Genomic DNA, 19,916 nt, shown 5'->3' on the forward strand with positions numbered 1-19,916 from the left:
GGATATGGTTAAATCACCGCCTTGGTCCGGGCGAACTGCATGCAGCATACGCCCATGACGGTTCCTCCAAGCCCTTCACCACCGGCCTTGCGCAGTTGATCCCGATCGCTTTATCGAGCTGCGCAGCCTGACCTGACGGCAGGCCGCCGACAACGGTTCGTCAGCAAGCGGAACGAGCCCATCGCAGCGCCGCTCTCTATCACCGGTTAAGCACCATCTCAAATAGCGGTTGACCCGCCGGCTCTTTATTGTGACAGCAATCTATGCTCTACAGCGCCGCGTGCCCCGCCGGGCACCCACGGCCGCTTCGGCACATCCATCGAGCCAGAACAGCGGCGCCAGCCGCTCCTCATGCTTAGTCACCCACCGTCACAGGGAAAGTTTTCTCAGGAGAAAGACAAAAATGGCAGATACCACCTATCCGGTTTACGGCGAGATCACCGGTCCGGTCGTCATGATCGGCTTCGGTTCGATCGGTCGCGGCACCCTGCCGCTGATCGAGCGCCACTTCAAATACGACAAGAACCGGTTGATCGTGGTCGAGCCCCGTGAGGACGCCGCCGACAACGAGATTTTCGAACGGCATGGCGTACGTCACGTTCGCGCTCATGTGACGAAGGACAACTACAAGGAACTGTTGAAGCCGCTGCTCACCGAAGGCGAAGGCCAGGGCTTCTGCGTCAACCTGTCGGTCGACACCGGCTCGCTCGACCTGATCAAACTGTGCCGCAAGCTCGACGTTCTCTACATCGACACGGTCGTTGAGCCGTGGCTCGGCTTCTATTTCGACGCCGAGATGGACAATGCCGACCGCACCAACTATGCGCTGCGCGAAACCGTCCGCAAGGAAAAGGAAAAGAACCCGGGCGGCACCACGGCCGTTTCGACCTGCGGCGCCAACCCGGGCATGGTCTCCTGGTTCGTCAAGCAGGGCCTGCTGAACCTCGCCAACGACCTCGGCGTGAAATACGAAGAGCCGCATCAGGACGACCGCGAAGGCTGGGCGAAGCTGATGAAGAAGGTCGGCGTCAAGGGCGTGCACATTGCCGAGCGCGACACCCAGCTGACCAAGAAGCCGAAGCCGCTCGATGTCTTCTGGAACACCTGGTCGGTCGAGGGCTTCATCTCCGAAGGTCTGCAGCCGGCCGAGCTCGGCTGGGGCACCCATGAAAACTGGATGCCGAAGAACGCCAAGAAGCACAAGAAGGGCTGCAAGGCGGCGATCTACCTGGAGCAGCCGGGCGCCAACACCCGCGTGCGCACCTGGTGCCCGACGCCTGGTCCGCAATACGGCTTCCTGGTCACCCACAACGAGGCGATCTCGATCTCGGACTTCTTCACCGTCCGCGACAAGGACGGCGAGGTCATCTATCGCCCGACCTGCCACTACGCCTATCATCCGGCCAACGACGCCGTCCTGTCGCTGCACGAAATGTTCGGCAATGGCGGCAATGCGCAGCCGGTCCATCACGTTCTCGACGAGAAGGAACTCGTTGAAGGCCTCGACGAACTGGGCGTCCTGCTCTACGGCCACGACAAGAATGCCTATTGGTATGGTTCGCGCCTGTCTCTGGAAGAGACCCGCCGCATCGCCCCCTACCAGAACGCCACCGGTCTGCAGGTAACCTCTGCGGTTCTGGCCGGCATGGTCTGGGCACTCGAAAACCCGAAGGCCGGCATCGTCGAAGCCGACGAGATGGACTACAAGCGCTGCCTGGAAGTCCAGCTCCCCTATCTCGGTCCGGTTGAAGGCCACTACACCGACTGGACCCCGCTCGACGGCCGTCCGGGCCTATTCCCGGAAGACATCGACACGAAGGATCCCTGGCAGTTCAAGAACATCCTCGTTCGCTAAGCTTTTGACGTAAAACGTCATCCGGCCCGGGGCACGACCGTGTCCCGGGCCTTTTCATCTGTGCGGGAAAAGGCGGCTGCAGCCCCTGGCCGCTCTTGCTTTCAACTCATGATCGCGGCATGGTCATGCCGGAATGAAACAGTCCGCTCGGCCCAATGCGGGGGAAATCGTCTATGAAGCCATTCGCAGTTCTGACCCTAATCGCAACCGCCGCGGCCTTGGCATCCTGCCAGTCGTCGCCCCGGATCATCGATGAGGGCGGGCCGTCGCGCCAGGCGACCGGCGTCGAAGGCTCCTGGGTGGACCCGAACGGCATCGTCTCGACTTTTGCGGGCGGCACCTTCTCGACCCGCACGACCGACACCAACCAGCTGCTCGCTTCGGGCAACTACACCAAGGTGAGCCCGACGCTCGTCGAGATCAACATGACCTCTCTCGTGCGCAACACCCAGTCGAAGGTCAATTGCGCCCTGGTCACCCAGAACCAGCTCAATTGCACCACCGATGCCGGCGCGCAGTTCTCGCTGGCCAGGCGCGGCTAAAACAGCGCATATGCAAGCATCGAAGCCCCCGATCGGGGGCTTTTTTGTTGCAGGGCCGCAGCTTAACCTACTGCATGTTTCCTTTAATCGTAGCCGATTGAAGGACAAAAACATGCAGCCATTCAAAGTGCTACAGCGACCTTTGCGCGTCTAGTAAGACGCGCGGCGCTGTAGTTGCAAATTGACAAAGCGGGCTTGGTTTTAGCGCTTGAAGTAACCTTCAAGTGGTGAAAACATCCCGCCCGGCAAAGCCATTCCGACCGTGGGGAACGGTTCCGTCTTGACGGCGCCGGAAACGGTCGGCTGACAACCGGCAAAACAGGAGAACATCATGATCAGACACATGCGGACCGGCCTGATGACCGCGTCCATTCTTGCCCTCTCCTCGGGCGCTGCCTTCGCCGATTATGAGCTGAACATCCTGCATATCAACGACCTCCATTCCCGCATCGAGTCGATCAACAAGTTCGATTCCACCTGCTCGGCGGAAGAGGAAGGCAAGAACGAATGTTTCGGCGGCGTCGCCCGACTGAAGTCCCTGATCGACCAGAAGCGCCAGGAACTCTCCGGCAAGAACGTGCTGCTGCTCAACGCCGGCGACAACTTCCAGGGCTCGCTGTTTTTCACCACCTATAAGGGTCTGGCCGAAGCCGAATTCCTGAACCTGATGAAGTTCGACGCAATGACCGTCGGCAACCATGAATTCGACGAGAGCGAGGATGGCCTTGCCGGCTTCCTCGACAAGATCACCTTCCCGGTCGTCACCGCCAATGTGCTGCCGAGCCACAAGTCGAAGATCGGCGACCGCATCAAGCCATCGATCGTGCTCGAGGTCGGCGGCCAGAAGGTCGGCATCGTCGGCGCCGTCGCCAACGACACGCCGGAACTTTCGTCCCCCGGCCCGGACATCCTGATCGGCGACGACGTTGCCACCACCACCGCCGCCGTCGAAGAACTGAAGAAGCAGGGCGTCGACAAGATCATTGCGCTCACCCATGTCGGCTATCCGCGCGATCTTGCCGCAATCGCCAAGATCCCGGACGTCGACATCGTCGTCGGCGGCCACTCGCACAGCCTGCTCTCCAATACCGACCCGAAGGCCGAAGGCCCCTATCCGACGATGGTCGACAATCCCGGCGGCTACAAGGTTCCGGTCGTCCAGGCGGCATCCTACACCAAGTATCTCGGCGATCTCGTCGTCACCTTCGACGACAAGGGCGTCGTCAAGGCCGCCAAGGGCGATCCGATCCTGGTCGACAGCTCGGTGAAGCCCGATCAGTCCGTGTTGGCGCGCGTCGCCGAGCTCGGCAAGCCGATCGAGGAACTGCGCTCGAAGATCATCGCCAAGACCGAAGCGCCGATCGACGGCTCGCGTGAGAATTGCCGCGCCAAGGAATGCGAAATGGGCAGCCTGCTCACCGACGCCATGCTCGACCGCGTCAAGGGCCAGGGTGTCACCATCGCCATCACCAATGGCGGGGGCCTGCGTGCCTCCATCGACGCTGGCGACGTTTCCATGGGCGAAGCCATCACCGTGCTGCCGTTCCAGAACACGGTCGCTACCTTCCAGATCAAGGGCGACGGTATCCGCGAGGCGCTGGAAAACGGTCTCAGCAAGCTCGAGGAAGGCGGCGGCCGCTTCCCGCAGGTGGCCGGCATGAAGTTCTCCTTCGACAAGTCGAAGCCGGTCGGCAGCCGCGTCGTCTCGGTCGAGGTGAAGGAAGGCGAGACCTATGTCCCGCTGGATCCGGCGAAGACCTATTCGCTCGTCACCAACAACTACATGCGCAATGGCGGCGACGGCTACGACGTCTTCAAGGAGAAGGGTGAGAACGCCTACGACTACGGTCCGGGCCTCGAAACCGTGCTCGCCGACTATCTCGCGGCCCACCAGCCGTTCAAGCCCTATACCGATGGCCGCATCACCGAGGTCGCTTCCGCCGCAGGTGCCGCACCGGCGGAACCGGCGACGGAAGCAAAGCCGGCGGCGGGCACCGACACGGCAACCCGGCCGGCTGCAACCTCCGGCGATGCCGCAGCGTCTGCGGCGAGCGGCCCGCAGAAGCACGTGATCGCCAAGGGCGACACGCTCTGGGATCTCGCCAAGTCGTTCTATGGCGAAGGCACACTGTGGAAGAAGATCTCCGAGGCCAACGGCAAGCCGGCGCCGCGCGCGCTGCATGTTGGCACGGAACTGGAGATCCCGGCAAAATAAGACAATTTGCCTCTGTCTTCAAAGCCGGCGCGGGCTTCCCCGCGCCGGCTTTTCTACTTAGAAGGACTTGAAACTGAAGGCTCCAAACGGAAGCGGAGCCCCGATTTCGGGGACCGACGAGGATCAAGATGACCGAACACCTTGCCATGACCGCCCCTGCCAACCACCCTTCCGTCAAATCCGGAAAGGTTGGTGTTCTGCTGGTCAATCTCGGCACGCCCGACGGCACCGACTACGCCTCGATGCGCCGCTACCTGAAGGAGTTCCTGACGGACCGCCGGGTGATCGAATGGTCGCGGCTGTTCTGGTATCCGATCCTGTTCGGCATCGTGCTCAACACCCGCCCGGGCAAGGTCGGCAAGGCCTATGAGACGATCTGGAACAAGGAGCGGAACGAAAGCTACCTCAGGACCTACACCCGCAATCAGGCGGAACTGATGGCCAAGACCTTCGCCGATCGTCCCGATGTGATCGTCGACTGGGGCATGCGCTACGGCCAACCCTCGATCGCCTCGCGCATGGAGGCGCTGCAAAAGGCTGGTTGCGAACGCATCCTCGTCTTCCCGCTCTATCCGCAATATGCCGCCGCCACCACCGCAACGGTCAACGACAAGGCCTTCGAGGCGCTGTTGAAAATGCGCTGGCAGCCGGCGCTGCGCACCGTTCCGCCCTATCACGACGACCCGGTCTACATCGACGCGCTGGCGACCTCGATCGAGCGCCACCTGGCGACACTCGGCTGGGAGCCGGAAGTGGTTCTGACCTCCTTCCACGGGATTCCGAAGAGCTACTTCGACAAGGGCGACCCTTACTACTGCCAGTGCCAAAAGACCGCGCGGCTGCTGCGCGAAAAGCTCGGCTGGTCCAAGGAGAAGCTCCAGGTCACCTTCCAGTCGCGTTTCGGTCCCGAGGAATGGCTGCAGCCCTACACCGACAAGACGGTCGAGAAGCTCGCCCAGGAAGGCGTCAAGCGCATTGCCGTCCTCAATCCCGGCTTCGTCTCCGACTGTCTGGAAACCCTGGAGGAGATCGCCGAGCAGGCGGCCGAGAGCTTCCACCACAACGGCGGCGACAAGTTCACCCACATTCCCTGTCTCAACGACAGTGCGGAAGGCATGGCGGTTCTCGAACACGTCGTGCGCCGCGAACTCGCCGGCTGGCTCTAAACCCATTCTTTGCCGCGCCGCTTGAAAAAGTGGCGCCTCGACCACCACTTCCGGATGAACGGACCGCAGGCGCTCACCGGCGAGTGCACGTGTCTAACGTTTTGAATCCATGCGCCACCCGCGGAAACCGATTCCGGAGCGACAACTATTGCGCTAAGGTGCTGTCTCGGGTCGGGACAACAAATTGGGGGGCGTCTCTTGGGCGGGCTGGATATCGTCGTCGTCGCATTCGTGGTTCTTATCGTGTTTGTCCTCTTCATGGGGATCAAGACGGTGCCACAGGGGTATCGCTACACGGTCGAACGCTTCGGTCGTTATACCAAGACGCTGGAGCCGGGTCTGAACCTGATCGTGCCCTTCATTGACCGGATCGGCGCGAAGATGAACGTGATGGAGCAAGTGCTCGACGTTCCGACGCAGGAAGTCATCACCAAGGACAATGCCAGCGTCTCGGCCGATGCCGTCGCCTTCTACCAGGTCTTGAATGCGGCGCAGGCGGCCTACCAGGTCGCCCATCTCGAAATCGCCATCCTGAACCTGACGATGACCAACATCCGCTCGGTCATGGGATCGATGGATCTCGACGAGCTGCTCTCCAACCGCGATACGATCAACGAGAGACTGCTGCGCGTCGTCGACGAAGCCGCCAACCCCTGGGGCATCAAGATCACCCGCGTCGAGATCAAGGACATCGCACCGCCGAAGGATCTGGTCGACGCCATGGCACGGCAGATGAAGGCCGAGCGCGAGAAGCGCGCCCAGGTTCTGGAAGCCGAAGGCGCCAGGAACGCACAGATCCTGCGCGCCGAAGGCGCAAAGCAGTCGGCGATCCTGGAGGCGGAAGGCCAGCGCGAGGCGGCGTTCCGCGACGCCGAAGCCCGTGAACGTCTGGCCGAGGCCGAAGCCAAGGCAACGAAGATGGTTTCCGACGCCATCGCATCCGGCGACGTTCAGGCGATCAACTACTTCGTTGCGCAGAAATACACCGAGGCGCTCGCCTCGATCGGCACCGCCAACAACCAGAAGATCGTGCTGATGCCGATGGAAGCCACGTCGTTGATCGGCTCGCTCGGAGGGATTGGCGCCATTGCCAAGGAAGTCTTCGGTGATGGCCCGTCGGGGCAGACTGCGCGTCCGCGTCAATCGGCGCCGCGCACCACACCCGCCTTCCCGGCCGATCCTTCGCAAGGAAAGTAGCCGATGCTCGAACGCGCCATTCAAGAACTCGGGCCCTGGAACTGGTGGGTCCTGGGCTTCGTGCTGCTCGCCGCCGAACTCGTCGCCCCCGGCGTGTTCCTGATCTGGATCGGGATCGCCGCGCTCATAGTCGGAATTCTCTCTCTCATGCTTTGGGAGATCGGCTTCTGGACATGGCAGGTTCAGTTCGTCCTCTTCGCGCTGCTTGCGGTGGTCGCGGTCCTGCTCGGCCGTCGCTTTGTTCTCTCCTCGTCCGAAGCCACCGATGAGCCCCTGCTGAACCGGAGAGCGGAAAGCCTCGTGGGCCGCACCGCCGTGCTGGAGAAGCCGATCGCCGAAGGGCGCGGCCGTATCCGGCTCGACGATACGATCTGGATCATCGAAGGGCCCGACCTGCCGGCCGGCACCCGAGTCCGTGTCGTTTCCACCCACGGGCGGAACCTGACCGTGGAAAGCGCCTGATCGGCAAGCGGCTGATGCCACGACGTTTTTCGCGGTTGGAAACGATTGCTTAACCACGTCGCTTTACGATTGCGAAAGGATTGCAATCAGGCTCGTGGACAATCGGCATATGGTGCCAGGCTCATCTCGCTCGACCAAAGGAGACGCGCGGCGTTCGACCTCGCTGGCGTTGCTATTGGCCGGCGCTGCCCTGTTCGTACCATCGCCATTGCTCGCGCAAACGGCCACGGCACCGACGACGTCCTATGGCGTCAGCACCTCCTCGGCAGCCGTTCCGGCTACAACGCCCGCAATCGCCGATCCGCAGACCACCGGCGCCGTCAGCGGCGACGACCTGCCGCCGGCGCAGAACGAGGATTACCTCCGCCTCAATCAGCGCGAGCCGACGATCGACGGCCTGCGGCTGCGCACCTATAACCCCGAATACGATCGCGCACCGGGCGCTCGCATCGGCACCTTCACGCTGCGCCCCAGCGTCAGCGAGACCATCAACCACGAATGGCGCAAGGACGGAGACACCAAGACGAACCGCGGCTACCTCGAAACCGGGATCCGCGGCACCCTGACCTCGGACTGGTCGCGGCATCAGTTGACCGTCACCGGCGAAGGCGTCCTGCAAAACAACATCTCTGGCGAGGGCGAGGAAGAGCCGCGCGCCAATGTCGACGCGGAACTGCGGCTCGATCTCTGGGACGAAACGATCGCGCGGCTCCGCGCCGGCTATAGTTTCGAGCGTGAAGACGCCGACGACCCGAACGCGATCTCGAACGCCAAGACCCAGTCCGCGGTCAACACCTACCGCCTTGGTGCCGCCATCGAGCGCGACTTCGGCCTGATCCGCGGCTCGGTCGGTATCGACTTCGACCGGCGTACCTACGGCGATGTCGAACTCGAAAACGGCACGAACCTGTCGGTCAAATACCGCAATCGCAATACGGGCATCCTCACGGCCCGGGTCGGCTACGAGCTGTCGCCGGCGCTGATCCCGTTCCTGGAAGCCTCCGTCGGCAAATCGCTTTACGACCTGCGCGAGGATCCGCTCGGCTTTGAACGTTCCTACCAGACCTATGCCGGACGCGGCGGTATCGAGCTCGACCTCGGTGAGAAACTCTATGGCGAGCTCGGCCTCGGCTACGAGACCTACAACTTCGAGGACGATCGGCTCGGCGAGCTCAGCGGCCTTTCGGTCGACGGACGCCTCAACTGGTCGCCGCAGCGCGGCACCGATGTGCTCTTCGCCGTTTCGACCGACCTCAACCCGTCGACGACGCCGGGCGATGCGGGGTCGATCGACTACAATCTCACCAACATCATCACCCACCAGATGCGCTCGGATCTGGTCGCACGGCTGACAAACAGCCTGACGCTGCGCAACTATCCCTCCGACGCCCGCTCGTCCGACGAAACCACCTGGCGCACCGGCGCCGGCCTGACCTACGACATCAACCGATACTTGGCCTTGACGGGCGATGTCAGCTACGAGCGCACGACCCGCGACCAGGGCGATACGACGGACATCACCCGCGTCGGCGTCGGCCTGACGCTGCGGCGCTAGAGCAATCCCAGGAAAACTGTAAAGCGGCTTTCCGACCGGAGTTGCGTCGTTTCAAAGAAGCCCGCCGTCTTCAACGGAAAAGGCCGCGTCCAGGGGACGCGGCCTTCTCGAGTTCATGACGAAGGCAATTACCTCAGAGCGCTAAGCAGGCTCTTCAGCGGACCCTCGACGCTCGGGCGGATGTCGCCGCGTTCCAGCGCAAAGGCGACGTTTGCCAGGATGAAGCCATCCTTGGCGCCACAGTCATAGGTGTCGCCACGGAAGTGATAGGCGGCGAACTGCTGGCTGTCGGAAAGCTTGAGCATGCCGTCGGTCAACTGGATTTCGTTGCCTGCGCCGCGCTCCTGCTTTTCGAGGATCGGGAAAATCTCCGGCTGCAGGATGTAGCGGCCGTTGATGAAGAAGTTGGACGGGGCCGTGCCCGGTGCCGGCTTTTCGACCATCTTGGTGATCTTGAAGCCATCGCCCACCTTGTCGCCGACGCCGACGATACCGTATTTGTGCGCCTGGTCCGGAGCGCATTCCTCGACGGCGATGACATTGCCGCCGCTCTGCTCATAGAGCTCGACCATGCCCTTGAGGCAGCCCTTTTCGCCCTTCATGATCATGTCCGGCAGCAGCAGCGCAAAGGGCTCGTTGCCAACGAGGTCACGGGCGCACCAGACCGCATGGCCGAGGCCGAGCGGCGCCTGCTGGCGGGTAAAGCTGGTGGTGCCTGCCTTCGGCAGAATGCCGTCGAGCAGCGCGATCTCGGCCTTCTTGTTACGCTCGCGCAGCGTCTGGTCGAGCTCGACCTGAATGTCGAAATAATCCTCGATGACCGCCTTGCTGCGGCCGGTGACGAAGATCAGATGTTCGATGCCGGCTTCCAGCGCCTCATCGACCACATATTGAATGACCGGCTTGTCCACCACCGTCAGCATTTCCTTCGGCACGGCCTTGGTGGCCGGCAGGAAACGTGTGCCCAGCCCTGCGACCGGGAACACGGCTTTGCGGACTTTACGCTTGTCGGTCATCGATACCTCCTTGATAGGACTTCACTCATAAGTCTTGCCGGATGGTCCCGAACGGCAATCCGTCTGAACCATACAGCGCTCCGTAATGGAGCCGCAATCTCTATGCTGTCGGCTGAACACAGCATGAACCGACGGAACAAATGCATATGCGAACTCCACGACCATGGCTTGACATTTTCTGCAGCGGAAGACGCCACCACAATTTCATGGTAAAGGGTTTGTTGACCACGTTTCTGTAGATTCGTTGCAATCCGGCAATGCAACAATCGCGGCCGGATCCGAAACAGGAGCCGCCGACGACTGCCCCCACCGTCGAGGCTGGCCCCAGACTGCCACCTTGCGGAGCGAATCGGGCCATGACGGCCGAGGCCCCGCAGAGAAACGGAACCGACAGCTGATGATCAGAAACCGCAGGACGTTTTTCCGTCATATCGCAGCCGCCCTCGTCCTCTCCGCCGCCGCGCTCGGTACCTCGCCCGCGCGCGCCGATGCCGGATTCCAGAACTGGATCAACGAATTCTACGCCACGGCTGCCAAGGCAGGCATCACCAAGGCGACCTATCGGCAGGCCTTCGCCGGTGTGAAGACGCCCGACCAGACGGTGATCGAGAAGGCGAACTATCAGCCGGAGTTCAAGCACAAAATCTGGGAATATATCGATTCCCGCGTGAACCCCTACACCAAACGCGTCGGCCAGGAGATGGCGGCCAAGCACGCCCGCACGCTGAACGCGCTGGAAAAGCGCTTCGGCGTCGACAAGACCATCCTTTTGGCGATCTGGTCGATGGAATCCAACTACGGCGCCGTGCTCGAGAAGGATGATCGTCTGCATTACGTGCCGCGCGCACTCGCAACCCTTGCCTATGTCGATCCGAAGCGCTCGAACTACGCCAAGAAGCAGCTCATCGCCGCGCTGAAGATCCTCCAGAGCGGCGACATCACGCCGCGCGAGCTGACCGGCTCCTGGGCGGGCGCCATGGGTCACACCCAATTCATCCCGACGAGCTACCTGCTCTATGCGGTCGACGCCGATGGCAATGGCCATCGCGACATCTGGAACTCGGTGCCGGACGCACTCGCAACAGCCGCCAACCTTCTGAAGAAGAACGGCTGGCAGCCGGGCGAAACCTGGGGCTACGAAGTCGCGCCGCCGGCAAATGCGGCGAAATATTCCGGCCAGACGAAGACGCTCGCCGAATGGGCGTCGCTCGGTTTCATCAGGCCGAACGGCAAGGGCTTCCGCAACGGCAGCATGCGCGCCGAGCTCAAGCTGCCGAGCGGCGGCGAAGGCCCCGGCTTCCTCATGACCAGGAACTTCTTCGTCATCAAGCGCTACAACGCCTCCGACAGCTACGCCCTCGGCGTCGGCCTTCTCGCCGACCAGATCGCCGGCTATCAGGGCATGCAGCAGCGCTGGCCGCGTCCGGACGGCTCGCTCGATATCAGCGAGAAGTTCGAGCTGCAGAACCGCCTGAAGGAACTCGGCTACTATAGCGGCGAGGTCGACGGCAATTTTGGTTCCGGTTCCAAGGCCGCGATCCAGGCGTTCCAGTCGAAGAACGGCCTGCCGCCGGATGGAGAGCCGACCCAGATGCTGCTGCGGGCGCTGCGCAACTAGCGCCCTCGAAACGGTTTCACGATCGCCGTATCCGTGAGATAAAGTCGGATGAGCGCGCTGCACCCGTGCGGCGCGCTTAGACGTGACAGCGGCTCATCCCCGCCGGAATACGCTATGAACAGGTAAAGAACCAGATGACGAGCAAGCGCCGCGGGCACCAGAGCCGAACGCCGTTCGGGATTGCGACCATCTGCATCGCCGCGATGGCGATGGTTGTCGTCAGCCTTTTCGCGAGCTTTGCCGAAGCGCAGGAACGGGTCCAGCGGCGCAACCTGTTCCAGATGCTCTTTGGCGGGCTGACCCGCGAACGACCGGTCTATGAGGACCGTGACTATTTCCCGGAGCAGCCGCGCCCGAAACGCCAGCGGCAGCAACAGCAGCAGCGCCAAAAGGGCCAGGGGCAACAGAAGCCGAAGCCGAAGATTGCCGATACGCCGGCCCCCGCACCGGTGGTCGTGGAGAAGGCGCCGGACGCCAAGAAGGTGCTGGTCGTCGGCGACTTCATGGCCGGCAGCCTCGGCGACGGCCTGAAGACCGCCTTCGAGATGACCCCCGGCATCGCCATCGAGACGCGGGCGAACGGCTCGTCCGGCCTCGTGCGCGAGGACTATTTCAACTGGCCGGGCACCCTTCCCGGCTATGTCTCTGAAGTGAAGCCTTCCGTCATCATCGTCAGCCTCGGTGCCAACGACCGGCAGCAGATGCAGATGGGAGACGTCAAGGAAAGGTTTCGCAGCGATCTCTGGACGGAAGAATACCGCAAGCGCGTCAATGCGCTGGCGGCGCTTGCCCGCAAGGAGAAGTTGCCGGTTCTCTGGGTCGGAATGCCGCCGTTCCAGTCGGCGGCCATGACCGCCGACATGGTGACCTTCAACGGCATCTACCGTGAGGAGATCGAGAAGGTTGGCGGCCAGTTCGTCGACATCTGGGACGGCTTCGTCGACGAGGGCGGCAAGTTCGTCCTGACCGGCTCCGACATCAACGGCCAGCAGGTTCGTCTGCGCGGCGCCGATGGCGTCAATCTCACCAAGGCCGGCAAACGCAAGCTCGCCTTCTACGTCGAGAAGGATATTCGCCGGCTGCTCGGCGATGCCGCCGCGACGGACAAGAACGTGCCGGGAGCCAACGAACTCAAGGATCTGGTCGTGACGGCGCCGCTTGGCAACGAGGATATCGTCAAGACCCAGCCGATCGGCTTGACCGATCCGGCGCTCGACGGCGCCGGTTCGCTGCTCGGCAACGCCGCCCCGGACAAGGGCAATGGCAAGAGCCCCCGCGACCTGCTGGTCGACAAGGGCGATGTCGTCGCCGCACCGGCGGGCCGCGTCGACGACTTCCGCCTATCGAAGCCAAGCACGGTGATCAGCAATCCGGTGATCCGCAACTAGGGCATTCCGCTGACGGGCTTAGAGCGACCTTGGCGGCTCATCTGAATGCCCGGCGTAGTTCAGAGCTGACAATAGCCAGCAAAAAGCCCCGTCAGCTGGACGGGGCTTTTCATGCTTGGGAGTAAACGCTTATCGCGGCAGGGTGGTCGAACCCATCAGCGCCTCGTCGATCGCCCGCGCCGCCTGGCGGCCTTCGCGAATCGCCCAGACGACGAGCGACTGGCCGCGGCGCACGTCGCCTGCGGTCCAGAGCTTCTCGACCGAGGTCTTGTAGTCGCGCTCGTTGGCGACGACATTGGTCGAGCCGCGGCGGTCGGTGTTGAGCGTCAGCTTGTCGCCGAGATCCTTCAGCACGCTGTTGGTGAAGGGACCGCGGAAGCCGATGGCGATGAAGGCGAGATCGGCCTTGATGACGAACTCCGTGCCGGCGATCGGCTTGCGGCGGTCATCCACCTGGCAGCACTTCACGCCGGTCAGGTTGCCGTCCTCGTCGCCGATGAATTCGAGCGTCGCCACCTGGAACTCGCGGATGGCGCCTTCGGCCTGGCTGGAGGAGGTGCGCATCTTCGTCGCCCAGAACGGCCAGACGGCGAGCTTGTCTTCCTTTTCCGGCGGCTGCGGACGGATGTCGAGCTGGGTCACCTTGACCGCGCCCTGACGGAAGGCCGTGCCGACGCAATCCGACGCCGTATCGCCGCCGCCGACGACGACGACGTGCTTGCCGCCGGAAAGGATCGGCTGGGACGGCCAGCCGACGCTGTCGATGTTTTCGCGGCCGACGCGACGGTTCTGCTGCACGAGATAGGGCATCGCGTCATGCACGCCGGCGAATTCGACACCGGGGATGCCCGCATCACGCGGCGTCTCCGAACCGCCGCAGTAAAGCGCGGCATCGTAGTCGTCGAGCAGACGCTGCATCGGCAGGTCGACGCCGACATTGATGCCGCAGTGGAAGGTGACGCCTTCGCCCTTCATCTGTTCGACGCGGCGATCGATGAAGTTCTTCTCCATCTTGAAGTCCGGGATGCCGTAGCGCAGCAGGCCGCCTGGCTTCGTTTCACGCTCGTAGACGTGAACCTCATGGCCGGCGCGGGCAAGCTGCTGGGCTGCCGCCATGCCGGCCGGGCCGGAGCCAATGACCGCAACCTTCTTGCCGGTCTTGATGACGGCCGGCTGCGGTACGATGTAGCCCATCTCGTAGGCCTTGTCGGCGATCGCCTGTTCGATGGTCTTGATCGCCACCGGCGTGTCTTCGAGGTTCAGCGTGCAGGCTTCCTCGCACGGCGCCGGGCAGACGCGGCCGGTGAATTCCGGGAAGTTGTTGGTCGAATGCAGGTTGCGGATCGCCTCGTCCCAGTTGCCGTTGTAGACGAGGTCGTTCCAGTCCGGGATCTGGTTGTGCACCGGGCATCCGGTCGGCCCGTGGCAATAGGGGATGCCACAGTCCATGCAGCGCGCGGCCTGCTTCTGCACTTCCGGTTCTGACATCGGAATGGTGAATTCGCGGAAATGGCGGATGCGGTCAGAAGCCGGCTGGTACTTTGCCACTTGCCGGTCAATCTCGAGAAATCCAGTTACCTTACCCATCGTACTATCCTGAAAGCTTTGCGTCTGAACAGGCGCTTTTCCCAAGCGCGCGTGAGGGGCCCCCGAACCAGTCTGTGATGAATCGGGAGCCTTGGTCACCGGGGCCTCCTATTCGGCCGCCTCTGCCATTTTCATGCGTTCCATATCCTCGAGCGCACGACGGTATTCGACCGGCATGACCTTGCGGAATTTCGGCCGGTAATCCGTCCAGCGATCGAGGATCTCCTTCGCCCGGGGCGAACCCGTGTGGTGAAGGTGATTGGAGATGAGCTGATAGAGCCGCTCCTCGTCGTGGCGCGTCATGTCGCCGGAGACGTCGACCATGCCCTTGTGCATGATGTCGCCGCCGTGGTGATGCAGCTTCTCGAGCATGTCGTCCTCTTCCGGAACCGGCTGCAGCTCGACCATCGCCATGTTGCAGCGACGGGCGAAATCGCCTTCCTCGTCGAGCACATAGGCAACACCGCCCGACATGCCGGCCGCGAAGTTGCGGCCCGTGCCGCCGAGCACGACGACGACGCCGCCGGTCATGTATTCGCAGCCGTGGTCACCCACGCCTTCGACGACAGCCACCGCGCCGGAGTTGCGCACGGCGAAGCGCTCGCCGGCCACGCCGTTGAAGTAGCACTCGCCGGAGATCGCGCCGTAGAGCACGGTGTTGCCGACGATGATCGATTCCTGCGCGACGATTTTCGCGTTTTCCGGCGGCCGGACAATGATGCGCCCGCCCGAAAGGCCCTTGCCGACATAGTCGTTGCCGTCACCCACCAGATCGAAGGTGATGCCGCGTGCGAGGAACGCACCGAAGGACTGGCCGGCCGTGCCCTTGAGGGTCACATGGATGGTGTCGTCCTTCAGGCCCTTGTGGCCCCAACGCTTGGCAAGCGCGCCCGAGAGCATGGCACCGGCCGAACGGTCGACGTTCTTGATCTCGGCGTCGATCCTGACCGGCGCCTTGGTTTCGAGCGCGACCTTCGCCTGCTCGATCAGCTTGCGATCGAGAATGTCGTCGATCGGATGCTTTTGACGCGTGGTCCAGTAGGTCTCTACCTTCTTGGCTTCCACCTTGTGGAAGATCTTCGAGAAGTCGAGGCCGTTGGCCTTCCAATGGGCAATCGCGCCATCCTTTTCCAGCAGCTCGGATGCGCCGATGATCTCGTCGAGCTTCCTGACGCCGAGCGAGGCGAGGATCTCGCGCACTTCTTCCGCGACGAAGAAGAAGTAGTTGATCACATGCTCGGCCGTGCCCTTGAAGCGCTTGCGCAGCACCGGATCCTGCGTCGCAACACCGACGGGACAGGTGTTGAGATGGCACTTGCGCATCATGATGCAGCCGGCGGCGATCAGCGGCGCGGTGGCGAAGCCGAACTCGTCGGCACCGAGCAGCGCACCGATGATGACGTCGCGGCCGGTCTTGAGACCGCCGTCAACCTGCAGGGCCACGCGCGAACGAAGGCCGTTCAGCACCAGCGTCTGCTGGGTTTCGGCAAGGCCGATTTCCCACGGGCTGCCCGCATGTTTCAGCGAGGTGAGCGGCGAAGCGCCGGTGCCGCCGTCGAAACCGGCTACGGTAATGTGGTCGGCCCGCGCCTTGGCAACGCCGGCGGCAACCGTGCCGACGCCGACTTCCGAGACGAGCTTGACCGAGACATCCGCTTCCGGATTGACGTTCTTCAGGTCGTAGATCAGCTGCGCCAGATCTTCGATCGAATAGATGTCATGGTGCGGCGGCGGCGAGATCAGGCCGACGCCAGGCGTCGAGTGACGGGTCTTGGCAACCGTCGCGTCGACCTTGTGGCCGGGCAGCTGGCCGCCTTCGCCGGGCTTGGCACCCTGCGCCACCTTGATCTGCAGCATGTCGGCATTGACCAGGTATTCCGTGGTCACGCCGAAGCGGCCGGACGCGATCTGCTTGATCGCCGAACGCTCGGGGTTCACCGAACCATCCGGCAGCGGCAGGTAGCGGTCGCTTTCCTCGCCGCCCTCGCCGGTGTTCGACTTGCCGCCGATCCGGTTCATGGCGATCGCCAGCGTCGTATGCGCCTCGCGGCTGATCGAGCCGAAGGACATGGCGCCGGTGGAGAAGCGCTTGACGATGTCGGCCGCCGGCTCGACCTCGTCGACCGAGATCGGCTTGCGGCCGGCGGCCTCGGCGCTCTTGATCGTGAAGAGGCCGCGAATGGTATTCATGCGCAGCGCCGAGTTGTTCACCATCTCGGCGAATTCGCGGTAGCGGTCCTCAGCATTGCCGCGAACCGCATGCTGCAGCGAGGCGATCGCATCCGGCGTCCAGGCGTGGCTCTCGCCGCGCATGCGGAAGGCGTATTCGCCGCCGATGTCGAGCGTGTTGGCCAGAACCGGATCGGCACCGAAGGCCGCCTTGTGACGGGCGACGGTCTCGGCGGCGATCTCTTCGAGGCCGATGCCCTCGATCGTCGTCGCCGTGCCGAAGAAGAACTGGTTCACGAACTTCGACGACAGACCAACCGCGTCGAAGATCTGCGCGCCGCAATAGGACTGGTAGGTCGAGATGCCCATCTTGGACATGACCTTGAGGATGCCCTTGCCGACGGCCTTGATGTAGCGATAGACGACCTCGCTCGCATCGACCTCCTTCGGGAAGTCGCCGCGCTTGTGCATGTCGATCAGCGTGTCGAAGGCGAGATAGGGGTTAATCGCCTCGGCGCCGTAGCCGGCAAGCAGGCAGAAGTGGTGCACTTCGCGCGGTTCGCCGGACTCGAGCACGATGCCGACCGAGGTGCGCAGGCCCTTTCGGATCAGGTGGTGGTGCACGGCGGCCGTCGCGAGCAGCGCCGGGATCGCCACGCGGTCCGGACCGACCTGGCGGTCGGAGAGCACGATAATGTTATAGCCGCCCTTCACCGCCGCTTCCGCGCGCTCGCAGAGACGATCGAGCATTTCCGGCATGCCTTCGGCACCGCGCGAAATGTCGTAGGTGAAATCGAGCGTCTTGGTGTCGAAGCGATCCTCGGTGTGACCGATCGAGCGGATCTTTTCGAGATCGCCGTTGGTCAGGATCGGCTGACGCACTTCGAGGCGCTTCGCATGCGCCATGCCCTCGTGGTCGAGGATGTTCGGCCGCGGTCCGATGAACGAGACGAGGCTCATCACCAGCTCTTCGCGGATCGGGTCGATCGGCGGGTTGGTGACCTGCGCAAAGTTCTGCTTGAAATAGGTATAGAGCAGCTTGCGCTTGTCCGACATCGCCGAGATCGGCGTATCGGTGCCCATCGAGCCGATCGCTTCCTGACCGGTCGTCGCCATCGGCGACATCAGGATCTTGGTGTCTTCGAGCGTGTAGCCGAAGGCCTGCTGGCGGTCGACCAGGGACACGTCGCGGCGCAGTGCGCGCGGCTCCACCGGCTTCAACTCTTCGAGGATCAGCTGGGTGTCTTCGAGCCACTTGCTGTAGGGGTGCTTCTGGGCGAGCGAGGACTTCACCTCCTCGTCGGAGATGATGCGGCCCTGCTCCATGTCGATCAGCAGCATCTTGCCGGGCTGCAGACGCCACTTCTTGACGATCTTGTCTTCGTCGACCGGCAGCACGCCGGCTTCCGACGCGAGGATGACGCGATCGTCAGAGGTGACGATATAGCGGGCCGGACGCAGACCGTTGCGGTCGAGTGTCGCGCCGATCTGGCGGCCGTCGGTGAAGGCGACCGCGGCCGGCCCGTCCCACGGCTCCATCAGGGCTGCATGGTATTCGTAGAAGGCCTTCCGTTCCGGCGACATCAGCTGGTTGCCGGCCCAGGCTTCCGGGATCAGCATCATGACTGCATGCGACAGCGAATAACCGCCCTGCACCAGGAACTCGAGCGCGTTGTCGAAACAGGCCGTGTCCGACTGGCCCTCATAGGAGATCGGCCAGAGCTTGGAAATGTCCTCGCCGAAGAGCGGCGAAGAGACCGAAGCCTGGCGCGCCGCCATCCAGTTGACGTTGCCGCGCAGCGTGTTGATTTCGCCGTTATGGGCGACCATGCGGTAGGGGTGCGCGAGCTTCCACGACGGGAAGGTGTTGGTGGAAAAGCGCTGGTGCACGAGCGCGACCGCCGTCTCGAACCGCGGGTCGGACAGGTCCTTGTAATAGGCGCCAACCTGGTAGGCGAGGAACATGCCCTTGTAGACGATCGTCGAGGACGACAGCGAGACAGGGTAGAAGTTGCTCTCCTCACCCTTGTATTCGTCATAGATACGGTTGGAGATCACCTTGCGCAGGGTGAAGAGGCGACGCTCGAACTCCGGGTTCGTGGCGGCATCGCGGCCGGCACCGACGAAGACCTGGACATGGCGCGGCTCGGTCGCGGCGATTTCCGGCGCCTTCGAGAGCGACGAATTGTCGACTGGCACGTCGCGGTAGCCGAGCAGCACCTGGCCTTCCTCGGCAACGACGTCCTTGATCACCCGCTTGAAATGTTCGACCAGCGCATCGTCCTGCGGCATGAAGATATGGCCGACGGCATATTCGCCGGCCTTCGGCAGGGTGATGCCTTGCTTGGCCATTTCCTCGCGGAAGAAGCGGTCGGGAATCTGCACGAGAATGCCCGCGCCATCGCCCATCAGCGGGTCGGCGCCGACGGCACCACGGTGCGTCAGGTTTTCGAGCATGAAGAGGCCGTCTTGCACGATCTGGTGCGACTTCTGGCCCTTCATATGCGCGACGAAGCCGACGCCGCAGGCGTCATGCTCGTTGCGCGGATCGTAGAGACCCTGTTTTCGCGGCAGGCCAGTCGGGAATGCGGGCGTTTTTTCAGCCGTCGCAACGCCGTGTGCGAGGTTGAGCCCAGATTGCTGTGATGGCGAATGATCCGTCATCGGTTTCCCTCCTGTTAAACCCGGCACCGCCGGGCATGGCACCGCCCGCGCATGGCTCTTCGTTGCGCGCAAAGGCACGCCAAAAAGCCGGGGCACTCATCGTCTCATGATCCTGATCAGGTCGCAAATAAGCACGGCATCATCAGGCACTGATGTCTGCGACCATCCTGACGGCAGGCGATAACAACCGGATGAAATCCGGAAAATCCCCCCGCTTCGCACGCCGGCTGCCATTTTTTTAGGCACTCGCGGCGATTGTTCCGGTCCCCAGACCGAAATAGGACAGCAAACCTGTCCTATTTCATGTGCTCTATGCCAGAAACTACCCCCCTCCGCAAGGGGCATATGAGCAAATAATAGAGAAGATTTTGCCGAACATTGCCGGAAATTTCCGGCTTTTATAATTAAATTACGACTCCCCCGCATTTTCTTCCTTTTGGTTTCAAACTGGTCTCCTGTTGGCCTATCCGGCGCTGACCGTG

The 19,916-nt window shown here is 62.7% G+C and carries 13 protein-coding genes; 9 read left to right on the forward strand and 4 right to left on the reverse strand.

The genetic code is table 11. The annotated features are described in order from the left end of the window. The first annotated feature begins 403 nt into the window (after positions 1–403). Together AC1Z3V_RS14590 and omp10 are read left to right on the forward strand one after the other, a co-directional pair. Positions 404–1,855 (forward strand): homospermidine synthase, encoded by a 1,452-nt coding sequence (locus tag AC1Z3V_RS14590; protein WP_429813296.1) that lies wholly within the window; start codon positions 404–406, stop codon positions 1,853–1,855. A gap of 173 nt (positions 1,856–2,028) precedes the next feature. Further along, positions 2,029–2,397 (forward strand): outer membrane lipoprotein Omp10, encoded by a 369-nt coding sequence (gene omp10 / locus AC1Z3V_RS14595; RefSeq protein WP_429813294.1) that lies wholly within the window; start codon positions 2,029–2,031, stop codon positions 2,395–2,397. Positions 2,398–2,598: 201 nt separating this feature from the next. Here omp10 and AC1Z3V_RS14600 read toward each other — a convergent pair whose 3' ends face one another. Next, positions 2,599–2,769 (reverse strand): hypothetical protein, encoded by a 171-nt coding sequence (locus AC1Z3V_RS14600; RefSeq protein WP_429813686.1) that lies wholly within the window; start codon positions 2,767–2,769, stop codon positions 2,599–2,601. On the opposite strand from AC1Z3V_RS14600, the gene AC1Z3V_RS14605 reads away from it, so the two are divergent. The 5 genes from AC1Z3V_RS14605 to AC1Z3V_RS14625 all read left to right on the forward strand — a co-directional run bounded on the left by AC1Z3V_RS14605 (position 2,729) and on the right by AC1Z3V_RS14625 (position 8,992). Then, on the forward strand, positions 2,729–4,612 hold the full coding sequence (locus tag AC1Z3V_RS14605; protein ID WP_483499963.1) for a 5'-nucleotidase C-terminal domain-containing protein: 1,884 nt from the start codon (positions 2,729–2,731) through the stop codon (positions 4,610–4,612). The genes AC1Z3V_RS14600 and AC1Z3V_RS14605 overlap by 41 nt on opposite strands. A 146-nt stretch (positions 4,613–4,758) precedes the next feature. Then, positions 4,759–5,778: a ferrochelatase gene (gene hemH / locus AC1Z3V_RS14610; protein WP_483504086.1), complete on the forward strand. Its 1,020-nt coding sequence runs from the start codon at positions 4,759–4,761 to the stop codon at positions 5,776–5,778. Between the two features lie 198 nt (positions 5,779–5,976). Further along, positions 5,977–6,975, forward strand: a complete 999-nt coding sequence (locus AC1Z3V_RS14615; RefSeq protein ID WP_483499965.1) for an SPFH domain-containing protein — start codon at positions 5,977–5,979, stop codon at positions 6,973–6,975. A 3-nt stretch (positions 6,976–6,978) separates the two neighbouring features. Continuing rightward, the gene (locus tag AC1Z3V_RS14620) at positions 6,979–7,437 is read left to right on the forward strand and encodes an NfeD family protein (RefSeq protein ID WP_483499967.1); all 459 of its coding nucleotides are present in this window, start codon (positions 6,979–6,981) and stop codon (positions 7,435–7,437) included. A 109-nt stretch (positions 7,438–7,546) separates the two neighbouring features. Continuing rightward, positions 7,547–8,992 (forward strand): outer membrane beta-barrel protein, encoded by a 1,446-nt coding sequence (locus AC1Z3V_RS14625; RefSeq protein WP_483499969.1) that lies wholly within the window; start codon positions 7,547–7,549, stop codon positions 8,990–8,992. A 128-nt stretch (positions 8,993–9,120) separates the two neighbouring features. On the opposite strand, the gene galU is transcribed toward AC1Z3V_RS14625, so the two are convergent. Continuing rightward, positions 9,121–10,008 carry a UTP--glucose-1-phosphate uridylyltransferase GalU gene (gene galU, locus AC1Z3V_RS14630; protein ID WP_429813284.1) on the reverse strand — a complete coding sequence of 296 codons (888 nt, stop codon included), beginning with the start codon at positions 10,006–10,008 and terminating at the stop codon, positions 9,121–9,123. 397 nt (positions 10,009–10,405) lie between these two features. On the opposite strand from galU, the gene AC1Z3V_RS14635 reads away from it, so the two are divergent. Beyond that, positions 10,406–11,626, forward strand: a complete 1,221-nt coding sequence (locus tag AC1Z3V_RS14635) for a lytic murein transglycosylase (protein ID WP_483499971.1) — start codon at positions 10,406–10,408, stop codon at positions 11,624–11,626. A gap of 134 nt (positions 11,627–11,760) precedes the next feature. Then, the gene (locus AC1Z3V_RS14640) at positions 11,761–13,014 is read left to right on the forward strand and encodes an SGNH/GDSL hydrolase family protein (protein WP_483499972.1); all 1,254 of its coding nucleotides are present in this window, start codon (positions 11,761–11,763) and stop codon (positions 13,012–13,014) included. A gap of 129 nt (positions 13,015–13,143) precedes the next feature. On the opposite strand, the gene AC1Z3V_RS14645 is transcribed toward AC1Z3V_RS14640, so the two are convergent. Further along, the gene (locus tag AC1Z3V_RS14645) at positions 13,144–14,601 is read right to left on the reverse strand and encodes a glutamate synthase subunit beta (protein ID WP_483499974.1); all 1,458 of its coding nucleotides are present in this window, start codon (positions 14,599–14,601) and stop codon (positions 13,144–13,146) included. Positions 14,602–14,709: 108 nt separating this feature from the next. Next, complete coding sequence (gene gltB, locus AC1Z3V_RS14650; RefSeq protein WP_483499976.1) at positions 14,710–19,434, reverse strand: glutamate synthase large subunit; 4,725 nt, start codon at positions 19,432–19,434, stop codon at positions 14,710–14,712. Positions 19,435–19,916: the final 482 nt, after the last annotated feature.

This window comes from Ensifer sp. 38_S197 (assembly GCF_056924495.1).